The sequence below is a fragment of the Streptomyces sp. NPDC031554 genome (assembly GCF_055580685.1).
This window is the reverse complement of the sequence record NZ_JBVIKX010000011.1, coordinates 145821-164150: the sequence shown is the minus strand read 5'-3', so window position 1 is coordinate 164150 and position 18330 is coordinate 145821. Positions and strand designations below refer to the sequence as shown.

The window sequence follows — 18330 nt, the reverse complement described above, 5'->3', positions numbered from 1 at the left end:
AGATTTCAGTGGACAACGCTCTGACCTGGGCACTGAAATCTTTGGTGCGGTGGTCTGGGGCACACTCGCCGTACGCAAGGCTTCAGTGCCCGACGGTTCGGACTCGTGCACTCTGGCTGTCGGAGCCGATCGTGCGGGCCACCGCGGTGGCGGCTAGTCGGGCAAGGTTGTCGACACTGTTGATCGCCCCATTGTTGACGCTGTGCAGCGGTGACGCCGGATCGCCTGTGGGGCTGATGCGCGCCCAGGCGTCAAGGACGGCTTGGACAAGGTCGGCACGCACTCCGACGCCGTCCGCACCGTACTGGTAGCCGTCGCGCAGGGCGTCGCTGTCGCCGTGGTGGAGTGGCTCGGCGCCTTCACGTTCGGGCTGCTCGTTCCCAGTCATGTGTTCCCCTCCGGGGTTGGTGGCTCGGACCGACTGAAGACCTTCGGTGCCGTGCTGAAGAACCTACCGAAGTCTTTTCGTGTACTACTGAAGTCTTCCGTGCTGTCCGACAGCCGGGATCGTTGCTCTCGGCGCTTCCTCCGCCGAGCTCACGCCTCGTCTCGTTCCCGTGTCGGCCTGCTCCGGCGTGGTCGCTGAAGCTTCTGGCGGAGTCGCTGCCTTGAGGGTCTGCAGCTCCGTGATGGCCTGCGCCCGGCGGCTCTGGTCGGTCTTCAGCCCGGCCCGGCGCCGCCCGACCTTGCGGTACTTCTCCACCTGTTCGGTGCTGCGCCAGTCGCCGGTGATGTCCTTGATCTCGTCTGCGGTGTAGCCGAGCCGGCCGAGGTCGGCGGGGACACCGGCGCGCCAGCCGTGCGACGTCGCGGTGTCCTTCACGTCCAGGTCGGCGCGCTGGGCCATGCGCTTGGTCGCCTCGTTGATCGCGTGCGGTGTCATGCCCCAGCCCTTGCCGCTGATCGGTCCGAGGTTGCCCCACTGGTCGACCCGCCGCAGGAGCGGCTTGAGCGGGTCCGCCTCCCCGCGGCCGCGCAGCACGGCTCGCCACGTCAGGATGTCGTAGATCGCCTCCGGGTCGTCGATCTCGTACTCGCGGCCTTCGTCGGTTTTGTCGTTCTTGCTGGTCCACTTCCGTACGATCAGCAGGCTGGGGCTGACTTCCTCCAGCGAGGCGATCCGGAACTTCGCCAGGTCACTGCGGCGGCCGCGGCAGTAGTAGCCGAGGTGGGCGATCACTCTGTCGCGCAGGCCCGGCAGGTCTTCGGGACAGGCCTCAAGGATCTGCTGGCGGCGTTCCATGTCGAGGGGCGGGGCTGACTTCGGGCTGCGGCCGGCCTCGCGCTGTTCGTGGCGGGCGTCTGCATAGATCGCCTTGGCCTTGTCGATGGGGGGCCAGTTCGTGTGGCCGGCCCGGGCGTTCATGTGCACGACGGCGGCGATGGTGAGGCGGATCGTCCCGAAGTCGACCCCGGCCCGCTTGAGGTGGGAGATGTAGGAGACGAGGTTCTGCTCGGTGGTGGGCGGGCCGGGGGTGCGTCCGCGTGCCGCGCACCAGGTGGCGAACGCCTTGAAGCGTTCCTGGTAGGTCCCGCGGGTGCGCTCACGGCCGGAGTTGGCCAGGTCCTCGGCGGCTTCGTCGGTCAGAACGTCGTTGATGTCGGCGTCGGTGTCCGGCAGGGCGGGCGCCAGTGCGTCCCGGGCGTCGACCAGTTCGGCGTCGACTACATCGGTGGTGTCGAGCGGCGCGGCGGCGTTCACAGCGGCCCTCCGCTCATTGCTTCCTCCGCCCTGCGTCGCCAGTGCAGGGGGCAGTCGGGGAACTGGGCGGCGAGTTCGTACAGCGGCGCCACCGTGGAGTGCAGCAGGGCACTGTCGGGACTGCCTGCGGCCAGGCCGTGCGCGAACCCGATACGGTGGGTAAGCAGAGCTCCAACTGCGCGCAACACCAGACGGGTTGACGGGGCGTCGTCCTGTTCTGCTGCTGCGGAGACGAGGTGCTGGCGCAGGTAGGCGACCAGCTCGGTGACCTCCTCGCGGGTCGGTGCGGGAAGTCCGGCTGCCGGATCGTCGGCGGCCCATCCGTCGGCAGCGCTCATGTGGTTCTCTGGTCTCGTTCGGTGGTGCTGGACTGGCGAAGTTGCGTTGCTCAGGCCGGGTTGGCCGGTGCAGTGGCCCGGCGGTGGAACTCCGGCCGCGCTCCCCCGAGGTCGGCGGCGGCCGAGGCCGCGGTCTGGGGGTAGATGCGCCGGACGATGGCGCCGGCGGCGGCGTCCAGGCGCGGGGCGATGTGCGCCGCGGTGGCGTCGAGCATCCGCACGACGCGGTGCAGTCGCGCGGCGGTGAACGCGGCGGTGTCGAGCACGGCGGCGTGGCGCGCGAGCCGGCTGCCCGAGTCGGCGGCCGACGACAGGTCCGAGTCAGTCCCAGTCATGATCAGAACTCTAGCGCAGATCACCTACCCTAAGGACAGTTAGGGTAGGTGATTCACCTGTTCGAATCCATACACGTCTAACAGACGTTGGATAGACCCCTTGTAGACGAGCCACCGCGTGCGCTACGGTCGGCTCGTCTTACTGACGTCTACTCACGTTTATTGAAACGGAGCGCCGTTCGTGCAGATCCATCTTTCCGTCACCGACCCGACCGACGGCTTCCTGGACGACCTCCGCGATCTCCTCGCCCGACACGCGGCGCACGTCACCATCGACACCTCCTGGACCCTCGACCGCGCCCGCCGCTACTTCGAAACCCTGCCGAAGCGCGCTCAGAACATCGTCGTCGAGGCCGTCGCGAACGAGGGCTATGTCAAAGCAGAGGACCTCCGGACAGAGAAGGAACCCAATCTGCGCGGCCACAGCGGGGGACTCAAAAGCACATACGAAAAGGGCGTGACAAAGGGCTGGTGGCCGGACGGAATGGAAATCCCCGTCCGGCCGGTTGGGCCTGGATTCGGGAAAGTCGTCGGATACCAGATGCCGGAAGAACTCGTGCCGATCTTCTTTCAGGCAATTCGCGACTCCCGCACCGGCAAGTCATCTGAAGAATAGTCACGACCCTCGCCCCGACCCAGCGCTTCGGAAAAGGAGAATTTCGTGTCGCACACCACCGACTCGACGGGGCGCTGGGTCGTCCCGAACGAGGTGAGCATCGCGCCTCCGAGCTCCCCCGTACGAGTTGCTCGCGGCCTGAGCGCCCTGGGCCTGAACGAACTGGCTGACGCCGGCTTCCCCGACGCGGGGTACACCGTACGCCTGGAGTACCGGCTCACCGGTGCCGGAAAGCCCACCCAGACCAGCGACCTGCCGCACATCCTCCGGCTCCTCGCCAAGGCCGGGCCGGGCGCCGTAGTCCGTACGCAGCGACGCTCGGTCCGCGCCTGGCCCGACGGCTCCGAACTCGTCGGGCTGTGGGAGTTCTTCACGCCGGACGAGCCGTAGGAGAGGACCGCCGTGACACCCGCCACCGCCCTGACCGAGACTGAGTTAGCCGAACTGCGCGAGCGTGCCCGCCGCGAGGCCGGGCCGTTCACCGACCCCCGCGTCATCAGCCAGGAGGTTCCGCACTCCTTCGCCTGGGCCAGTGCGGTCCTCGGCCGGCCGTACGGCGGGCCGAGGAGCATCACTTGGCCGGAGCGTTACCTGCTGCACATCGCGGCCCAGACCGAGCCGACGCCGCCCGCACGCCGCCCTGCGGAGCACGTACCGTCCCCTCTTCAGGTGGACGAGCGAAGCTACCGAGAGCAACTGGCCTCCGACTGGAAGGCCATCAGCGACCAGCTTCCGGTAGCCGCTGAAGTCCGCCACAACTACACCAGCGTTCGGCACCTTGAGTTCTACCGCCAGGGCGTGGACCATATCTACCTGCTGGAAGACCTCCGCGTCGGACGGATTTACCGTCCGGCCAATAACCCGCTCTGCTACACGCCCAGCCGTGCTCGGTATCTGCGGGAATTTCCTCCGCTGGCTGCCGGTGAAATTCGTCTGCCGGACTGCCGTGAATGCGACCGGCTCCTGCAGCGCATCGCACAATTGACACCGTCGGAGAGCAGTACGAAGGCGTAGTGGTCAGTCGCAGTGCACGCCCTGCGCCAGGACCTCGTAGTGTGCGCGGAGGTGGCCAGGCGTGCCGGTGTTCATATCGCCGGTCACGGTGATGCAGGAGTGGGGCGACTTCACGTAGACCGGTCCCGCCCACCGGGTGTAGACCTGCCCGCGCGCGTAGCCGTCGGACTCGCCGTCCCTGTAGGTCGGGCTGTGCAGTCCCACCCCCAGCCCCCAGGCGTTGCCCCGAAGTGCGGGAACCGGCTTGGCTATCGCACAGTTCTTCTTGGTCTTGGGGCTGTAGTAGACGTACACGTATCCGCCCGTGCGCGGCCCGGTCCGGCCCGAGACCTTGCTCAGGGCGTGCTTGCCCACGTAGCCGTAGCTTGAGCCACACAACGACGTGGCGGCCGAAGCGGTCGGCGCGGTCGCGAGGGTGCCAGCCAGCGCTGCCACCGTGACTGCGCCGGCAGCGAGAACCGCGCGGTACTTCCTCATCGGATCACACATCCTTGGTACGTGGGCCCTGGTGAAGGGCACAGCGGGATCGGGTTCAGGGACAGGGCAGTCGGCTTCGCGGAACTGCGTCGTGCGGGACACGCGGCCGACCGGCGGGCAGCCTGGGTGTTGAGGTACTGGGACGGCGGGGTGCCGCCGAGGCGCGGCGGCACCCCGGGCATGCCGAGCGGTGCGGCGTAGTGGAATCGCACGATCGAGCCGGACCAGGGCTCATCGCTCGGCCGCCCCCGACCAGCCGGGGGATCAGCTGACCGGGAAACAGTGGTTAGGGGTCAACAGCACAACGGACCGGACCCGTCATCGCGATCAGCAGCCCTGGGTGTTCTTGGGAACGAGCTTCTTGACGTAGACCCAGTTGACCCAGCCGACGGTGTTCTTCGGCAGGCCGTGCCTGCTGGTGGTCCGGAGCTTGACCTTGTACCAGTAGCAGTACGAGCCGGTGTTGGTCGCGGTGACCCGTATCTTGTCGCCGTTGCCCACCAGGCCCTTGGACGTGTAGTTGGTGCTCGGGCCCGTGCGCAGGTTGACCGCGGAGGCGCCCCATACGTTGGTGTTGTAGTCCCGCACGTTGTTCTCGGCGGCGGCTGAGGCGGGCGCCGCGACCAGGGCACTGGCGGCGACGAATGCCGCGGTCAGGGTCGCGGCCGCGGTGATGCGTGGCTTCATGCAGTTCCTCCGATGGGTCACGTGGGGTGTGAGCGCCGTGTCCGCAGGTGAGGCCGGGAACGGCGAGGGAGTCGGCGCCTGCACGCGCCGGAACGTCACAGGGGTGCGCCCCAGCGGAATGGGGCCAGGGCAGGCGCCGAACTGCTGCGGCTACGCGGGGCTGATCGTGTAGCCCGCTCGTACCCAGCCCCAGGTGCCGGCCTTCAGGCCGCTCTTGGACTTCTGGGTGAGCTTGACGTAGCTCCAGGCCTTGTTGTTCGTGCGGACACCGCACTTGGGGACGTACTTGTCGCCCTTGTAGAGGAGCCCTTTGGCGAGGTAGTTCGTCCCGGGGCCGGTCCGGAAGTTGAGTCCGTCGACGAGCAGCTTGTGGCGCTCGGGAGTGATGTGGAAGCGGCAGGCCGACGAGCCGACGGCCGACGCGCTCGGCGCGGCGACCAGCACGCCACCGCTGATAAGCGCTGCTGCTGCGGTCAGGGTCGCGAGGCGGCGCCTGGTTGGAGTGGTCATGGAAGCGCCTACCACCAGTTGTTGAAGTCGCCGCGGACCCATCCCTTGACCCCCTTGTGGGGGCCCGACGTGACCTTGATGTAGTCCCAGGAGTAGCGGGTGGCGCTGCCCTCCTTGTAGCAGTACAGGAAGGTCTTCGTCCCCTTGGACAGCAGGCCCTTGGAGGCGTACGAGGTACTCGGCCCGCTGCGCAGGTTGACCGAGTTGGCGTTGATGTGCCCGTCGAAGTAGTACATGTAGCGGGGGCTGCACGCTGAGGAGCCCACGGCGGATGCCGTCGTCGCGCTCGCGAGCGGCGCCCCCAGGGCGACGAGCAGCGCGGTACCTGCTGAGACGGTTATGCGGCGTATGCGGCCCGTGCGGGGCCGATGGGCGGTAGAGGTGGACGACACGGCTTCCTCCTGAGGACGAAGTGCCCGGAAAGTACCGGCGACAGAGCCGGCCGCTCGGTGGGCGCGGAAGGGGGTCGCCCGCCAAGGCCTCCTTGAGGGCTCGGACGGGCACAAGGTGCTCCCCGGTGACGCAGGTCGACGAGTCGTCGGGGGCAGGGTGTGAACGGGAACCCGCCCGGCAGGAACCGCGTCGGATTGGCCACGGGAATCACGCCGCCCGGTGGCTCGCGTGCGGCCCGCTCGGTGACCGCTGTCGCGGTGCGGGAGCAGCTGTACGGGACGGGGGGCTGGACTCCTACACGGTCGGGGAGGCGGTGAACAGGATCGGAGCCTTGTAGTCCTTGCCGTCACCCGACCAGTCCAGCTGGATGTAACCGTCGGCCAGGTAGCGCCCAGAGCCGGCCCGGTACTTGAGCGTCCCCGTCTTGTACGAGCCGTTGCCCGCGGCGCTGCTGTTTTCGAGCGCGCCCTCGAGCCCGGTGTAGTTGGCCGACTTCACGACCGGGTCCGTGCCCCTCACGCTCTTCTTGGTCTCGAGGTGGAAGCGCGCCTTGTTGAAGGTGAAGCTGTTGTTCGTGCCGGACGAGTAGGGGCCGTCCCAGTACACCGTGGCCGTGGTGTAGATGTAGCCGCCCGACCGCTTGGCGCACAGCTGAACCTTGAACGACCAGTTGTCGCTGTCGGGGCCGTTGTACGACGGGTCGTCGAAGGATTTGCTGCTGCTGGTCGTGCAGCGGTAGTCGGCCGCGGAGGCCGTTCCGGCGGTGGCGAGGGTGGTGCCGGTGACAGCGGCGGCAGCGAGCAGGGGGACGGCGATGCGCCTGAGCGCGGGCATGGTGACTCCTCCAGGAATCCAGGAATGGGGTCGGCGGACCGTTCTTGGCCAGTGCGGGGCGGGGGTGTCGCGGGGGGTCAGCCGGCCAGCTGGTAGAGGCCGTCGCTGCGCACCCATCCACGGGTGCCCTTGGGGATCCCGGACTTCGATCGCTTGGAGAGCGCGGTGTAGTCCCAGTTGCCGCGGCTGCACAGCACGGTCACCTTGTCGCCGCGGTACAGGTAGCCGCGGCTGGCGTAGCCGGTGGACGGGCCGGTTCGGTAGTTCCAGCCGTTCTTGGCCACGGTGCCCGGGAAGTTGGACCAGTTGACAGTGCACTTGCTGCTCTCACCGACGGCGTGCGCGGCGGGCGCCGCGGTCACGGTCAGGGTGGCAGCGGCCGCGAGGGCGAGGGCGGCGGGGGCAACCGAGCGGAGGACGAGATTGCGGATCATCGTGCGACCTTTCGAAGGGAGAAAGGGGCGAGGTCTGGACGCGCCGAGTCGGGAGCCCGCCCCGTGCGCGGGACGACCGCCTCACGGCGTCCCACTGAGGAAGGCAGCGGCGGAAGGGATGCTGGCCAGGGCACCTGCATGAGCATCAATGGGGCGCAACACCGCTCAGGCGCGCACTACTTCGGGATCGGCGGCGTGGGCGCGGGATTGGTGCCGTAGGGGTTGGCGCACTGGTAGACCATGTAGCCGTACACCTTCTTGCCGTCGCTCCTCCGCGTCACGGTTCCGCGGGTGTACCACTGCTTCTCGGCGCGCTTGTAGGCCCACTGGTTGTAGGCGACCTTGTCGCCGCGGTAGCCGATGCCCACCACCGTGGCGTGCTTCGAGGGAGCCTTGCGGATCTTGACCGCGCTGCAGCTGACCTTCGTGTGGCCGGTGTCGTAGGCCTGCGCCGTCGAGGCGGTGGCAAGGCCACCGGCGGCGACCGCCAGACCCATCGTGGTGGCCAGGAGGGTGCGCTTGAGGCGCTGGGTTATCACGAGGGACTCCTTCGGTGGGCCTTCGGTCAGGAATCGCCTCGGGGCCCGAGGCGCGCCCCTCACTTTGCGAAGGATGGGCCCGAGTGCCGCTAGGCAACATGTGGCACTCCATTGCGTTCCAGCCCGTTTTGCACCCGATGAGAAGCCCGAATCGGCCACCACCCGCCACCGGGACGCCTACGGCACACCCGTTCAGGCGCACCCGGCTTGCCCCTTGAGTGCGGGTCAGCACCCCCGAAATATTGGTTGCTTAGGCAACTCGCTATAGGTATGCTGACGCAGCACGGCAGAGAAGACCCCGCGCCCCTCTGCCCGCGTTCCTCCCGCCGGAAGTACGTCGTGGGCCGGTGTCTTTCCCGCCCACCAACACCGGCGCGCGATTGATCCAGCAGACAGCGCGGGACGACGCGAGCTGACTGCCCTGTCGTGCCCCCGACGTGCTGGCTCCACGCCCCAAAGCCCATCTCTTCTCAGCGGAGGCTTTCATGACCATGCCCAACGAAGAGCGCGCCGCCAACCCGCTCCTGGCCGAGGTCCCCGCCGTCATCGGAATCCTCAGCGACCCGGTCGACTTCCACGCGATGCGTCGTCTGACGGCGGTCCCGGTCGACGACTACGACGCTTACCTTCGCCACGTCGAAGCCCTTCTTCGCAGTCACACCGCCAACGGTCAGCACACCCTCGCTGTGCTCCTCGACCCCACCGACTACGCGGACTTCTGCAGCCAGCGCTCCATAGACCCGGCCGCCCCTCTCAGTCGCGCCCTCTTCACCGCCACTGAAGCCGCGTCCGCCGCACACGTCGTCTACGAGGGACAGGACCTCCGGGAGTTGATCGGCGCTCTCGCCGACCGCGCAATCGAGCAGGCCACCTTCGAATTCGCCTCCGGCCTAGTGCTCAGCCTGGGCGACTGCTCCCGATGCGGTCACGACATCGGCCACGCGGCCATCCAAACGGCCAAGCGCCTACTGGCGGCACTGCTCGACGGGGCCGGGTCGCAGGGCAGCAGCCGCCTGGTCTGCTCGCTCATGTTCGAGGGCAACCCCCTGACCGCCTCGCTGCACGTCACGCACGAGACGGCCGACGTCCCCGCCGAAGCCACCCCGATCGACATGGTCCGTTTCACCACGATCCTCGCAGCCGCCCTCGCCATGGGCGGCCCGGGCGGAGTTCTCATGCGCACCACCCCGATGGATCCCGAGGCACACGAGCGCGTACACGCCTGGCGCGTCCTGCACGGTCGGCTGGCACCCCTCACTGCCGCCGAGGTCTTCGATGCCTACTGCACCGGCCCCACCCCGGGCGACCTCATCAGTCCGGAGTCCAGCGTCGACTACTGCGCAGGCTTCGAACTCCCCGAGGACACCGACGAACCCGTCCACCGCCATTGACCTCTGCCCCGGGGGGAGCGGTTCGCTCCTCCCGGGCAAGGCCCGCGCGAAGGCGACGCCGGGTCGGCGATGATGGGCAAGTGACCAACCGTCTCGATCTCGTCATTGCCGCGTCCCAGGCCGCAGGCCCGTGTCCCCCTGGTCAGGAAGGCCAGTGGAAGGAACGGGTCATGGCGCTGGCCATGGAGCTCTTCACACTGGGCGACGCCCTGGACAACCGCCTTCAGCGCCTGACCGATCCCAGCCGGAGCAGTCAGTTCACCGCGGTTGTGATCGGTGTCAGTGTCGAGGCGGTGAGTACCCGCGGGGTGCTCACCCTGCTCAACACCTCCAACGAATTCGAGCAGATTCGCACGGACCGTGGCGACACCGACGCCGGGCAGGTCATGATCGAGCACGCCCGGTCCCTGATCAGTCATCGCGTCAGGGTGTACCGCTACAACGAGCCGATGGCCAAGAACCAGCAGCACAACTCCCGCGTCGCCGTGCACCTGTCCGACCTGGGGGAGGCAACCGAGCCGATCGCCTCGAACTCCGCCAAGAACTTCCTCGTCAAAGCGGCGGAGAGCGACACCGTCGCCTCCAAGGAGGCCTGGCTTGAGGCCGGACTCCCCGAGTCGGAGCCGGTGACCGCCCGGCAGCTCGCCGCTGCCTTCACCAAGCTCCCGGGGCCGGCCTAGGCGCACACTCGGGCGCGCCCGACCCTCGGCACCAGGTAGCCGGGCGCGCCAGCGGTCCGGGGCCGGGCGACCCGATCACCGACGTGCTCACAGGGCTTTGCGAAGGGCACGGTTTATCGCCGGGTTCCGGCCGAGGCGATACGCGGCGATGGGGTGGTAGCCCTGCGAACGGTAGAGCGCGAGGGCCGCGGTGTTGGCCACGCCGGTTTCCAACTGCATGTGGGTGAGGCCCAGTTGACGCGCGTGTTCTTCCAGCTCGTGCAGCAGCTGTCTGCCGAGAGCGTGTCTGCGCACGTCCGGGTGCACGTACATGCGCTTGATCTCGCCCGTGGTCGCGTCGAAGCGCCGCCAGCCGCCGCAGCCGACGGGACGGCGGGAGGCGTCCCGGGCGAGGAGGAACAGGCCGAGGGGCGGGGCGTAGTCCGCCGCTGGTGTGTCGTTGGGGTCGTCGGCATACCCGTAGATCTCAGTCTGGGCCGCCTGGAACTGTCGCAGGAGCTGCTGCACGGCCGGAGTGTCATACGGGGCCGGGTCGATGGCCCAAGCGGCGGGGAGCTGAGGGCTGCTGGAAGGCGACGTCATACCGCTGATAGTGCCCGGTCGACGACTGCGATGGCATCGGAGCGATCACCGGAGCGCAGCCGCGGGCCGGCGTGGCGGCGGAGGTCGGCCAGGAGCGCGCGGCAGCGAAGCGACTGGACGCCGGTCACTTGACCGGCGACGGTCGTCAGGACGCGTGCGGTCGCCTCGGAGTCCTTGGTGAGGAGGCGGGCGCGGGCGAGATGGATACCGTGAAGGACGGCGGAACGCTGGTAGCCGCCCTCGGAGCCCTGGCTGACCAGGGGTGAGAGCAGGTCGAAGGCCTCCGTCAGCAGGGTGCGTGAGTGGCGCGGGTTCGTGACGGCGAGTTCTACCAGGGCGTGGCCGGACTCGGCGGCGAGTTGGTCGTCGGTGAAGTAGTACAGGCTAGGCGGATCTTCGGGTGTGCGCCGGGCGATCAGCGCCTGGCACTCGTCGGCGGCTCGGCGGAAGCCGTCGACATCGCCGGCGCTCGCGTGGGCTGTCGCCAGGCGTCCGAGTGCCCGGGCCCGGACGAGCGGAAGTCTATGGGCGGAGTGCTCAACGGCACTGGCCGCGAAGCGCAGGGCTTCCGCCGGGCGTGCGTGAGCGGCGTGCTGGTAGGCGAGCATGCCCAAGATGTTGGAGACGGTGTCGTGGTCGCCTGCCGCCTGGGCGAAGCGGATGGCCAGCAGTTGGTAGCGCTGGGCTGCTGCGGCGAGGTTCCCGTCGAAGGCCATCCAGCCTCCGAGTTGGGCCAGGCCGGCCGCGTTGCGGAGCAGCCTGGTGCGGATGTCCGGGCTGTACCTGCTGGTCCGCAGGATGAGGACAACTTCGGAGAGTGCCTTTCGGACCTGCCGTTGGGACAGCGGGCCTCCGCCGGTCTGGTCGTCCAGGCGGCGCAGCGACTGCAGGAGCTCTTCCAGTGAGGTCATCAGCGGGGGGTGGACGCGTTCGGCGAGGCCGTCCAGGCCGAGGGTCGGGGCGGCCTGTTGCCGCGTGCCGTCCCACACAGCTGCGGTCATCTGATCTGACGTGGCGGTACGCAGGGCTGCGTACTGCGTCGAGTCTTCGGTCCAGATGGCGGCGCTGGCCAGTACACCCGACAAGTGGTGCGGACCGACGAGGCCGTCGGTGGCCGACATGGTCGGCCGGTCGGCGCCGACCGGCCCCCACAGGTCGGTGACGGTGTATTGCTTCGACGACGCCTCGCTGAGAACTACCGCCGCCAGTCGGCGCACGAGCGGCGAGCGCGGGATCGCGCCGCTGCACCAGTTGTAGCCCGCCGTGGGATGTACCGGGTCCTCACCGACCGCCTTGAGCTTGTCGTTGATGCCGCGCGTAAGACCGCGGGGCGACAGGCGGCCATGGTCCAGCGCTGCGATGAGCGCGGTGTTCGCCTGCCGTTGAGAGGGTGCGCCCGACGCGCCCGGCCGTGAGCCGCTGCCAGTGGTCACACAGGTAGCGTAGGACCGGTTCGGGAGAACGGATTCCCCTCTGACACAGCGGAGTTCGGCCGGGATGTCCTCGGGCTCCGCCGCCTGCGGTTGTGGAGCAGCGATAGCCGGACTCTCTCGGCCTTCTGCCGTCTCTGCCGTCGGCAAGGGGCGCGCCTGCCCCCGCGCGAAGGGGCCCAAGGGGCGGGTGAGGTGGCTGAGTAGAGGGTGAGTCGTGTGGCTGGACGGTAATCTTGGCGCCTAGATCACCGACAGAGACGGAAAGTGACGAACTGTGACCACTGCTGCTGTGGCCCCCGCCCAGGTCTCCGACTTCTACTGCCACCAGGCCCTAGCCGGGCTCGTGGAGATCAAGCCGGTGATGGAGACGGACCGAGTGCTGGCGTTTCACCACACCAAGCCGTCGCACCCGGTGCACATCGTGGTGGTGCCGAAGGAGCACATTCCGTCGCTGGTCGACCTCGGGGACGGTGGGCCCGAGCTGCTGGCGGAGGTCATGGAGGTGGTGGCCGCAGTGGCCGGGCAGGTGAGCGAGAAGCACGGCGCGGCCTCAGTGACCACGAACGTCGGCCTCTACCAGGAGTCCAAGCACCTGCACTGGCACGTCTACCACCGCGGCGAAACCGACGAGCAGATCTTCGCCCTGTACGGCCACGGCGACAACTGAGACCTACCGGGCGCGACGTGCCGCCTCGAGCGTCTCCCGGGCAATGCGGCCGGCCGCCTGATGGATCGCGGCGGGGTCCGGTCGGCCGGACCCCGCGGGAACCTCGGCGAGGTGCAAGCAGGCTTCGGCGAGCGCGGCGCCCCCGGTGAGTCCGTCGTCGTCCTGGACAACGCGGCTGCGCCCCTCGTGGCGTCGCGTGTAGGCCTCGGCGTTGACCAGCTGATCGCCACGGCTGACGCTGGCCGGGAGCGGGATGAGGACGGCACGCTTGCCGAGCACCTCCAGCTCGGCCAGGGTCGTCGCCCCGGCCCTGCCGACGACCAGGTCTGCCAGCCAGAGCGCGTCGGTCATCTCCTGGTGCAGGTACTCGACCTGCCAGTAGCCGGCCGTTCCGTCGAGGGACGGGTCGAGGTTGCCCTTGCCGCACACGTGGATCACCGCGAACCGGCCGCGAAGCTTGTCCAGTTGGCTGCGCACGGCGTCGTTGATGCGAGCGGATCCGCTGCTGCCGCAGAAGATCAGCAGCACCTCAGCGTCGGCCGGGATGCCGAGCTGGCTGCGCAGCCGATCCGGCTGCCCCTCGGCGAGGTCGTGACGCAGAGGCAGGCCGGTGACCACCGTCTTCCTGGCGAGCCAGCGCGGCGTCGTGGCCCGGTCCGGTTCGGAGAGGCAGACGCGGTCGGCCATGCGAGCGAGGATCCGGTTGGCGAGTCCGAGGGAGTGGTCGGACTCGTGGATGACAACCGGGACACGGCACAGCCAGGCGGCGATGCCGACGGGGACGGTGACGTAGCCCCCCTTGCTGAACACGGCGTCGGGACGCTCGCGGCGCATGGCCCGCCAGGCGGCGCCGATGCCGCGCAGCACGGTGAAGGGCATCGTCAGGTTGCTCCACGAGCCGTAGCGCTTCAGGCCGGCGGAAGGTACGGAGCAGAAACGGATTCTCGCGTTCTCGGCGTACTCGTGCTCGATACTTCCGTACCGACCGAAGAACACGAGTTCGTCCACGCCCTGCGAGGAGAGCTGGGCGGCGACGGAAAGAGCGGGAACGACGTGCCCGGCGCTGCCGCCTCCGGTGATCGCAATTTTCATTAATACCGTTTCCGGGTTCGCGTGACATGTGTGCAGGTGGCTGATATTGCTTCAGCGGTGGTCCCGCGCCCTGGCACGGCCAATGACCGTACGCGGCGCGGGCCACCGGCTGAGTTGGTCGGGCCGGCCGGACTCGAACCTGCTCCTCGGCAACGCTTTTGCCGTGCTCCACCACTTGAGCTACGACCCGTTTACTGTGGTGCGCCTTACGCTAGGGGTCGCCGTATCCGGGCGTCAACAGGATCGGATGAATACGGCGGTGTTTTCGCCATCGCTCAGATGCGTGAATTCGCGAGACTTTTATCTACGAGCAGGCATGCAGAATAGCGTCGCCGTGACTGGTGTTTCGGTAACGCTATTCCGGCGCGGCCGGGCGTGCCTCCCGGGTTATCCGGCGGTGGCGACCTGGAGAATGTGGCTGGATTGAGTGATAGCCGTGCGTCCGGTCCAGCGGCTGATGACCTCGACCTCCTCGGCGGGTCGGTCGGGGGAGAGAACGACGGCGTACGGGAGGCCCAGCAGGCGTGCGTAGCGGAGCTTCTCCCCGGCGGGCAGTGGCCGGTCGTCGACGAGCAGACTCACGCCGCGGGCGGTGAGGTCTTCCACGAGCCGGTCGGTGCGCTCGCGCATCGCCGGCTGGTCGGCGCGCAGTACGGCGAGGTGCACATCGGCTGGCCCGGTGCCGGGCTTCCAGCGCAGGCCCTGGTGGTCGCGGTGGAGGTCGGCGGCGGTCTGCATGCAGCGGGTGATGCCGATGCCGGAGCAGGCCATCCAGGGGACGCTCTGGCGTCCGGCGTGATCGGTGAAACCGAGCTTCATCGGCTGGGAGTACTGGGTGCCGAGCTCGAAGACGTGAGCGACTTCGACGGCGCGGATCTCGCGGTGGGTCCCGGGACAGCGGGTGCAGAGGCTGCCGTCCGAGGCTGCGGCGAGGTCGCGGCCGCGGGGCTTGAGGGCCCGCAGGTGCTGGTCCCCGTTCCAGGTCACTCCGCTGCGCAGTCCGTCGCCGCCGTCCGAGATCGCGAACTCGTCCAGGTCGGCGACGGAACTGTCGAACAGTAGGAGCGTGTCGGGGCTGGCCGCGGCATCCCACGGGGTGAGGGTGCCGGCTTCCTTGCCGAGGATGCTGGGAAGGTCCTGCGGCTCGAGCAGGGCCACGCGCGAGGCGCCGGTGACGGCGGCGACCTTGCGGGCGCTGACCTTGAGGTCGGACCGGACGGCCACGGCTGCTGCCTGCAGGCGCCCGTCGGGGTGGGTGAGGACGAAGGCGATCACGTTGACGACGGGCGCGGCGGGCGGCGGTGCGGGCCGCGCGGGCGTGACTGCGCCGTCGCCGCGGTTGCCGCAATGGTCGCAGGCGACGATGGCGCCCTGCCCGGCGTCGGACAGCACCAGGTGCTCAGTGCTGGGACCGGCTGAGATGGCGCCTCCGTCGGCCGGGGCCTGGAACACCCCGCTCAGTCCCATGCCGGTCAGGGCTGCGGAGCAGGCGTTGTTGAGGAAGGCCACCGACTCGCGCATGCCATCAGCGGACACGTCGAAGGTGTAGGCGTCGGCCATGGTGAATTCCCGTCCGCGCATCAGCCCGCCGCGCGGGGAGAGTTCGTCCCGGAACTTGCTCGTCGACAGGAACAACCGGACGGGCAGGTCGCGGAAGGAGCGCAGGTGCTCGCGGACCGTTGCGGCCGCGATTTCCTCCGAGGTCGGCGCGAGGCACATCTCCTCGCCGCTGGAGCTGCGCACCGTCAACAGAGCGCCCTCGCGCTGATAGGCCTGCCACCGGCCGGTCTCCTCCCACAGCCGGCGGCTCTGCAGGGTGGGAGCGGCGAAGGCGAGCCCGCCGCGCTCCTCGAACGCCTGGCGGGCGATCGCGGACATCCGATCGTGGACCCGCAGGCCGAGCGGGAGGAGGGTGTGGACGCCGGTGGCGTCGGTCCGGGAGATCAGTCCCAGGTGGTACAGCAGGTCGAGGGTGGGGTCGGTGGCCTCGCCCGCCCCACGGCGGACGGGGGGCCACAGCCGACTGGCGTGCAACGGAGTGGTGGTCATTGGCGCCCCTTGATCGCGGTACGGGACAGGCGGGTCAACTGTGCGGTGGTGTTGGCGATGTCGTGCCGGCGGGCGTTGGCCGCGGCCGCGCGGTGCAGGTCCTGACGTCGCGCCTCGTCGGCGGCCACGCGGTCGATGAGTGCGGCGAGCGCCGGTGCGTCGCCGGGACGGTAGGCCATGCCGCCGTCGCCGAGGGTGTAGTCCAGGCCGGGCAGGTCGCCGTAGAGGACTGGCAGGCCATGAGCCTGGGCTTCGACGGCGACCAGGCCGAAGGCCTCCAGCTGGCGGGTGGTGAACACCAGGGCGTCGAATCCGGCGAACCGCTCCCACAGCTCCTCGCGCGGCAGGAACGGCTCGAAGGTGACCCGCTCGCCCAGGCCGAGCCGTTGGGTGCGTTCCTTGAGCAGCGGGAGCTCGCTGCCGCTGCCGATCACGGTGAGGTGGTGCTCGTCCTGGGTGAGGGCGAGGGATTCGATCGCGGTGATGGTGGACTTGTTGGCGTCGAGGCGGCCGGCGTGCAGAAGGTTCAGCCGGTGGCCTGGCCGGGGCGCAGCGGTCGGCGCGGGCGGGAGCGGGACGCCCCAGGTGACGGTCGTCAGCCGGTCGGTGTAGGCGTGGCGGGTGAGCCGGTCTACCTCGAGGCCCATGGCCGTGTTCGGGACGACGACCTTGGTGCTGGCGGCCACGATCTCGGTGAGGACGTTGAGGGCCTGCTCGCTTTCGGCGGCGGCGATGACGTCGGTGCCGTGGGCGACGGACACCATGGGGGTGGTGCCGGCCGCGCGGGCGAACGCGAGTGCGAGCCCGAACCCGAGGTGCTGGGCGTGGATGAGGTCGGGCCGGTGCGCGCCGATGAGGTCGGCGACCTCGTCGGTCAGTTCGGCTGCGTATGCGTCGAAGCCCGGGCCGTAGGGCTGTTTTTCGGCGGCGAGCAGGGTGGTCTCGGGGAAGTTGTGCTTCCACGTGCCGCTGCCGGGCAGGCCCAGGTACAGCACCCGGAAGTCGCCGGTGACCCGCTGGTAGACGTCGCTGCACCAGATGGTCGACCCGCACGAGGGCTCCATCGGCAGGTCGATCCCGGTCAGGATCAGCGGATGGTTCATGCCGCGCTTCCCTTCTCGGCGTGCGGGAGGTAGGCGTCGAACGAGGTACGCAGCAGCGCGGCGGTGCCGGCCCACCCCAGGGCGCACACCGCGTCGATGACGGACAGGCCCGCGATGAACTGCTGGCGGGGCCACGCCTGGACGTACTGCGGGTGCCGGTCGGCGAACTCGTTCCACCGCACCGATACCTGGTGGCGTTCCAGTTCGCTGGTGGCGAGGTAGCTGCGGGTGCCGGAGCCGGCCCACAGCACTCGTTCCCCGGCGGCCGCGCAGATCTGGGCCAGCCGCTCGGTCTTGTCTTCTGCGGTGATCTTCATTTGGGAGGTGCGCAGCAGACGGGCCCGGGAGCCGAGTGCGGTGGCGATGGCTGTGATCAGGTCGATGTTGAGGTCGACCAGGTGAGTGTGGTCGGCCGTCAGCGCCGGACGCAGCACGTTCAGGGTCTCGTCGACGTAGGCGGTGCGGGCGTAGGCGAGGCGGATCTTGTGCAGCATGGCCTCGGGGTCGAAGGAGGGCGCGATCCGGGTGTCCTTGATGAGCTGGCCGGTCTCCCGGACGACGGGCACGGTCAGCCAGGCGATTCCGTCCGCGGTCTTGATGCGGTTGCGGTTCTGCCAGCCGCCCTGGGTGTACTGCACGTCGTCGTAGAAGGCGACCGCGTCGCAGCCGAGCAGGGCCTCGCAGAACCCCAACCAGGGGGCGAAGGGCGGCTGTTCGATGTAGATCAAGGTCGGGCGTCCTTTCGCGAAGGAGCGAAGGTGAGGGTGAGCAGGGTGGTCTCGAAGGCCTCGAAGGCATGCCCCGTGGACGCGGCCGCGGGGCGCAGGGACCATCCGGCCTGGGCGGCGCGGTGGCGGGTGTACTCCTCGCCCAGGTACCAGCGCCCGCCCTGGCTGTGGTGCACGGCCAGGGCACGGACCTTGTCGTCGACGAAGTCGCTGACGTCGACGAGGACGGTCGGGCTGAAGCCGGAGCGGGGGGCGTGGGGTTCGCCGTGGAGCACGGTGTGGCAGGTCGGCACGCGGGTGGCGGCGTTCGCGGCGGCCGCGGCGACCGCCAGGTGGTCCTGGTGGTCGTTGGCCGCTCGCGGGCTGTGGGTGATGAGCAGGGTGCACTGAAGCCGGTTCAGCTCGGCCTCCACCAGTGAGATCAGGTGGAGGTCGGCCACCAGCGCGCCGTCGGTCAGGTGGAGGAAGACCACGTCGATGCCGGTGTCGTGCCAGGCGGCGGTGGCCTCCTTCTCCCGCTCGTCCTCGGTGAGTTCACGGCCGGCGTCGGCGTCGGCGATCGAGACGCCGTTCGCGCCGTGAGTGACGACCACGACCGACACCGCCGCGCCGGCCTCGCGGGCCTTGCGCAGCGTGCCGTAGCACAGCAGCTCGGGGTCGTCCGGGTGGGCGACCACGGCGACGACCCGCTCAACCGGTCCGCTGGAGGGGGCGGTGGACACGGAT

24 protein-coding genes and 1 tRNA gene are annotated in these 18330 nt (G+C 69.1%); 6 read left to right on the top strand and 19 right to left on the bottom strand.

The window, feature by feature from the left end; all coding sequences use genetic code 11:
- Positions 1-82: 82 nt before the first annotated feature.
- From ACZ5FU_RS26425 to ACZ5FU_RS26410, 4 genes are all read right to left on the bottom strand, one after another.
- Positions 83-388 carry a hypothetical protein gene (locus ACZ5FU_RS26425; RefSeq protein WP_469046970.1) on the bottom strand — a complete coding sequence of 102 codons (306 nt, stop codon included), beginning with the start codon at positions 386-388 and terminating at the stop codon, positions 83-85.
- Between the two features lie 84 nt (positions 389-472).
- Positions 473-1702 (bottom strand): site-specific integrase, encoded by a 1230-nt coding sequence (locus tag ACZ5FU_RS26420; protein ID WP_469046968.1) that lies wholly within the window; start codon positions 1700-1702, stop codon positions 473-475.
- A complete protein-coding gene (locus ACZ5FU_RS26415) occupies positions 1699-2040 on the bottom strand; it encodes a hypothetical protein (RefSeq protein WP_469046966.1) in 342 nt (113 codons plus the stop codon). The genes ACZ5FU_RS26420 and ACZ5FU_RS26415 overlap by 4 nt, the downstream gene beginning before the upstream one ends.
- Positions 2041-2090: 50 nt before the next feature.
- Complete coding sequence (locus ACZ5FU_RS26410; protein WP_469046965.1) at positions 2091-2375, bottom strand: hypothetical protein; 285 nt, start codon at positions 2373-2375, stop codon at positions 2091-2093.
- A 181-nt stretch (positions 2376-2556) separates the two neighbouring features.
- Here ACZ5FU_RS26410 and ACZ5FU_RS26405 point away from each other — a divergent pair, with 181 nt between their 5' ends.
- Genes ACZ5FU_RS26405 through ACZ5FU_RS26395 form a run of 3 tightly spaced genes read left to right on the top strand, consistent with a single transcriptional unit; the run spans position 2557 to position 4005 of the window.
- Complete coding sequence (locus tag ACZ5FU_RS26405) at positions 2557-2991, top strand: hypothetical protein (protein ID WP_469046964.1); 435 nt, start codon at positions 2557-2559, stop codon at positions 2989-2991.
- Positions 2992-3036: 45 nt separating this feature from the next.
- Positions 3037-3381 carry a hypothetical protein gene (locus tag ACZ5FU_RS26400; protein ID WP_469046963.1) on the top strand — a complete coding sequence of 115 codons (345 nt, stop codon included), beginning with the start codon at positions 3037-3039 and terminating at the stop codon, positions 3379-3381.
- A 12-nt stretch (positions 3382-3393) separates the two neighbouring features.
- Complete coding sequence (locus ACZ5FU_RS26395) at positions 3394-4005, top strand: hypothetical protein (protein WP_469046961.1); 612 nt, start codon at positions 3394-3396, stop codon at positions 4003-4005.
- A gap of 3 nt (positions 4006-4008) precedes the next feature.
- Here ACZ5FU_RS26395 and ACZ5FU_RS26390 read toward each other — a convergent pair whose 3' ends face one another.
- From ACZ5FU_RS26390 to ACZ5FU_RS26360, 7 genes are all read right to left on the bottom strand, one after another.
- Positions 4009-4440 (bottom strand): hypothetical protein, encoded by a 432-nt coding sequence (locus tag ACZ5FU_RS26390; RefSeq protein ID WP_469046960.1) that lies wholly within the window; start codon positions 4438-4440, stop codon positions 4009-4011.
- A gap of 369 nt (positions 4441-4809) precedes the next feature.
- The gene (locus tag ACZ5FU_RS26385) at positions 4810-5169 is read right to left on the bottom strand and encodes an SH3 domain-containing protein (RefSeq protein WP_469046958.1); all 360 of its coding nucleotides are present in this window, start codon (positions 5167-5169) and stop codon (positions 4810-4812) included.
- 150 nt (positions 5170-5319) lie between these two features.
- Positions 5320-5679 carry an SH3 domain-containing protein gene (locus ACZ5FU_RS26380; RefSeq protein ID WP_469046956.1) on the bottom strand — a complete coding sequence of 120 codons (360 nt, stop codon included), beginning with the start codon at positions 5677-5679 and terminating at the stop codon, positions 5320-5322.
- A gap of 8 nt (positions 5680-5687) precedes the next feature.
- The gene (locus ACZ5FU_RS26375) at positions 5688-6071 is read right to left on the bottom strand and encodes an SH3 domain-containing protein (RefSeq protein WP_469046954.1); all 384 of its coding nucleotides are present in this window, start codon (positions 6069-6071) and stop codon (positions 5688-5690) included.
- A 295-nt stretch (positions 6072-6366) separates the two neighbouring features.
- Complete coding sequence (locus tag ACZ5FU_RS26370; RefSeq protein WP_469046953.1) at positions 6367-6906, bottom strand: hypothetical protein; 540 nt, start codon at positions 6904-6906, stop codon at positions 6367-6369.
- Between the two features lie 77 nt (positions 6907-6983).
- A complete protein-coding gene (locus ACZ5FU_RS26365; RefSeq protein ID WP_469046952.1) occupies positions 6984-7340 on the bottom strand; it encodes an SH3 domain-containing protein in 357 nt (118 codons plus the stop codon).
- Between the two features lie 176 nt (positions 7341-7516).
- Positions 7517-7879, bottom strand: coding sequence for a hypothetical protein (locus tag ACZ5FU_RS26360; protein ID WP_469046951.1), 363 nt, complete (start codon positions 7877-7879; stop codon positions 7517-7519).
- A 485-nt stretch (positions 7880-8364) separates the two neighbouring features.
- Between ACZ5FU_RS26360 and ACZ5FU_RS26355 the strand changes: the two genes are divergently transcribed.
- Entirely contained in the window at positions 8365-9270 is a 906-nt protein-coding gene (locus tag ACZ5FU_RS26355; RefSeq protein WP_469046949.1) for a hypothetical protein, read from the top strand.
- A gap of 170 nt (positions 9271-9440) precedes the next feature.
- Positions 9441-9950 (top strand): hypothetical protein, encoded by a 510-nt coding sequence (locus ACZ5FU_RS26350; RefSeq protein WP_469046947.1) that lies wholly within the window; start codon positions 9441-9443, stop codon positions 9948-9950.
- A gap of 87 nt (positions 9951-10037) precedes the next feature.
- Here ACZ5FU_RS26350 and ACZ5FU_RS26345 read toward each other — a convergent pair whose 3' ends face one another.
- Both ACZ5FU_RS26345 and ACZ5FU_RS26340 read right to left on the bottom strand, forming a co-directional pair.
- Positions 10038-10457, bottom strand: coding sequence for a GNAT family N-acetyltransferase (locus ACZ5FU_RS26345; RefSeq protein ID WP_469046945.1), 420 nt, complete (start codon positions 10455-10457; stop codon positions 10038-10040).
- Positions 10458-10528: 71 nt separating this feature from the next.
- A complete protein-coding gene (locus tag ACZ5FU_RS26340; RefSeq protein WP_469046943.1) occupies positions 10529-11965 on the bottom strand; it encodes a hypothetical protein in 1437 nt (478 codons plus the stop codon).
- 274 nt (positions 11966-12239) lie between these two features.
- Here ACZ5FU_RS26340 and ACZ5FU_RS26335 point away from each other — a divergent pair, with 274 nt between their 5' ends.
- Positions 12240-12632 carry an HIT domain-containing protein gene (locus ACZ5FU_RS26335; protein ID WP_469046942.1) on the top strand — a complete coding sequence of 131 codons (393 nt, stop codon included), beginning with the start codon at positions 12240-12242 and terminating at the stop codon, positions 12630-12632.
- Positions 12633-12635: 3 nt separating this feature from the next.
- Here ACZ5FU_RS26335 and ACZ5FU_RS26330 read toward each other — a convergent pair whose 3' ends face one another.
- The 6 genes from ACZ5FU_RS26330 to ACZ5FU_RS26305 all read right to left on the bottom strand — a co-directional run bounded on the left by ACZ5FU_RS26330 (position 12636) and on the right by ACZ5FU_RS26305 (position 18326).
- Positions 12636-13724, bottom strand: a complete 1089-nt coding sequence (locus tag ACZ5FU_RS26330) for a UDP-N-acetylglucosamine--N-acetylmuramyl-(pentapeptide) pyrophosphoryl-undecaprenol N-acetylglucosamine transferase (protein WP_469046940.1) — start codon at positions 13722-13724, stop codon at positions 12636-12638.
- A gap of 115 nt (positions 13725-13839) precedes the next feature.
- Positions 13840-13914 (bottom strand) — tRNA-Ala (locus tag ACZ5FU_RS26325).
- Positions 13915-14111: 197 nt separating this feature from the next.
- Positions 14112-15773, bottom strand: coding sequence for a proline--tRNA ligase (locus ACZ5FU_RS26320; RefSeq protein WP_469046939.1), 1662 nt, complete (start codon positions 15771-15773; stop codon positions 14112-14114).
- On the bottom strand, positions 15770-16876 hold the full coding sequence (locus tag ACZ5FU_RS26315) for a glycosyltransferase family 4 protein (protein ID WP_469046937.1): 1107 nt from the start codon (positions 16874-16876) through the stop codon (positions 15770-15772). Before ACZ5FU_RS26315 ends, ACZ5FU_RS26320 begins: the two co-directional genes overlap by 4 nt.
- The gene (locus ACZ5FU_RS26310; protein WP_469046935.1) at positions 16873-17604 is read right to left on the bottom strand and encodes a WbqC family protein; all 732 of its coding nucleotides are present in this window, start codon (positions 17602-17604) and stop codon (positions 16873-16875) included. Before ACZ5FU_RS26310 ends, ACZ5FU_RS26315 begins: the two co-directional genes overlap by 4 nt.
- Positions 17601-18326, bottom strand: coding sequence for a PIG-L deacetylase family protein (locus ACZ5FU_RS26305; RefSeq protein ID WP_469046933.1), 726 nt, complete (start codon positions 18324-18326; stop codon positions 17601-17603). The genes ACZ5FU_RS26310 and ACZ5FU_RS26305 overlap by 4 nt, the downstream gene beginning before the upstream one ends.
- Positions 18327-18330 lie beyond the last annotated feature (4 nt).

Excerpts from the sequence above, each read along its gene's own strand:
- ACZ5FU_RS26425 (WP_469046970.1), bottom strand. The coding sequence starts at position 388 with ATGACTGGGAACGAGCAGCCCGAACGTGAAGGCGCCGAGCCACTCCAC.
- ACZ5FU_RS26415 (WP_469046966.1), bottom strand. The coding sequence starts at position 2,040 with ATGAGCGCTGCCGACGGATGGGCCGCCGACGATCCGGCAGCCGGACTT.
- ACZ5FU_RS26410 (WP_469046965.1), bottom strand. The coding sequence starts at position 2,375 with ATGACTGGGACTGACTCGGACCTGTCGTCGGCCGCCGACTCGGGCAGC.
- ACZ5FU_RS26385 (WP_469046958.1), bottom strand. The coding sequence starts at position 5,169 with ATGAAGCCACGCATCACCGCGGCCGCGACCCTGACCGCGGCATTCGTC.
- ACZ5FU_RS26380 (WP_469046956.1), bottom strand. The coding sequence starts at position 5,679 with ATGACCACTCCAACCAGGCGCCGCCTCGCGACCCTGACCGCAGCAGCA.
- ACZ5FU_RS26370 (WP_469046953.1), bottom strand. The coding sequence starts at position 6,906 with ATGCCCGCGCTCAGGCGCATCGCCGTCCCCCTGCTCGCTGCCGCCGCT.
- ACZ5FU_RS26365 (WP_469046952.1), bottom strand. The coding sequence starts at position 7,340 with ATGATCCGCAATCTCGTCCTCCGCTCGGTTGCCCCCGCCGCCCTCGCC.
- ACZ5FU_RS26355 (WP_469046949.1), top strand. The coding sequence starts at position 8,365 with ATGACCATGCCCAACGAAGAGCGCGCCGCCAACCCGCTCCTGGCCGAG.
- ACZ5FU_RS26350 (WP_469046947.1), top strand. The coding sequence starts at position 9,441 with ATGGCGCTGGCCATGGAGCTCTTCACACTGGGCGACGCCCTGGACAAC.
- ACZ5FU_RS26330 (WP_469046940.1), bottom strand. The coding sequence starts at position 13,724 with ATGAAAATTGCGATCACCGGAGGCGGCAGCGCCGGGCACGTCGTTCCC.
- ACZ5FU_RS26320 (WP_469046939.1), bottom strand. The coding sequence starts at position 15,773 with ATGACCACCACTCCGTTGCACGCCAGTCGGCTGTGGCCCCCCGTCCGC.
- ACZ5FU_RS26315 (WP_469046937.1), bottom strand. The coding sequence starts at position 16,876 with ATGAACCATCCGCTGATCCTGACCGGGATCGACCTGCCGATGGAGCCC.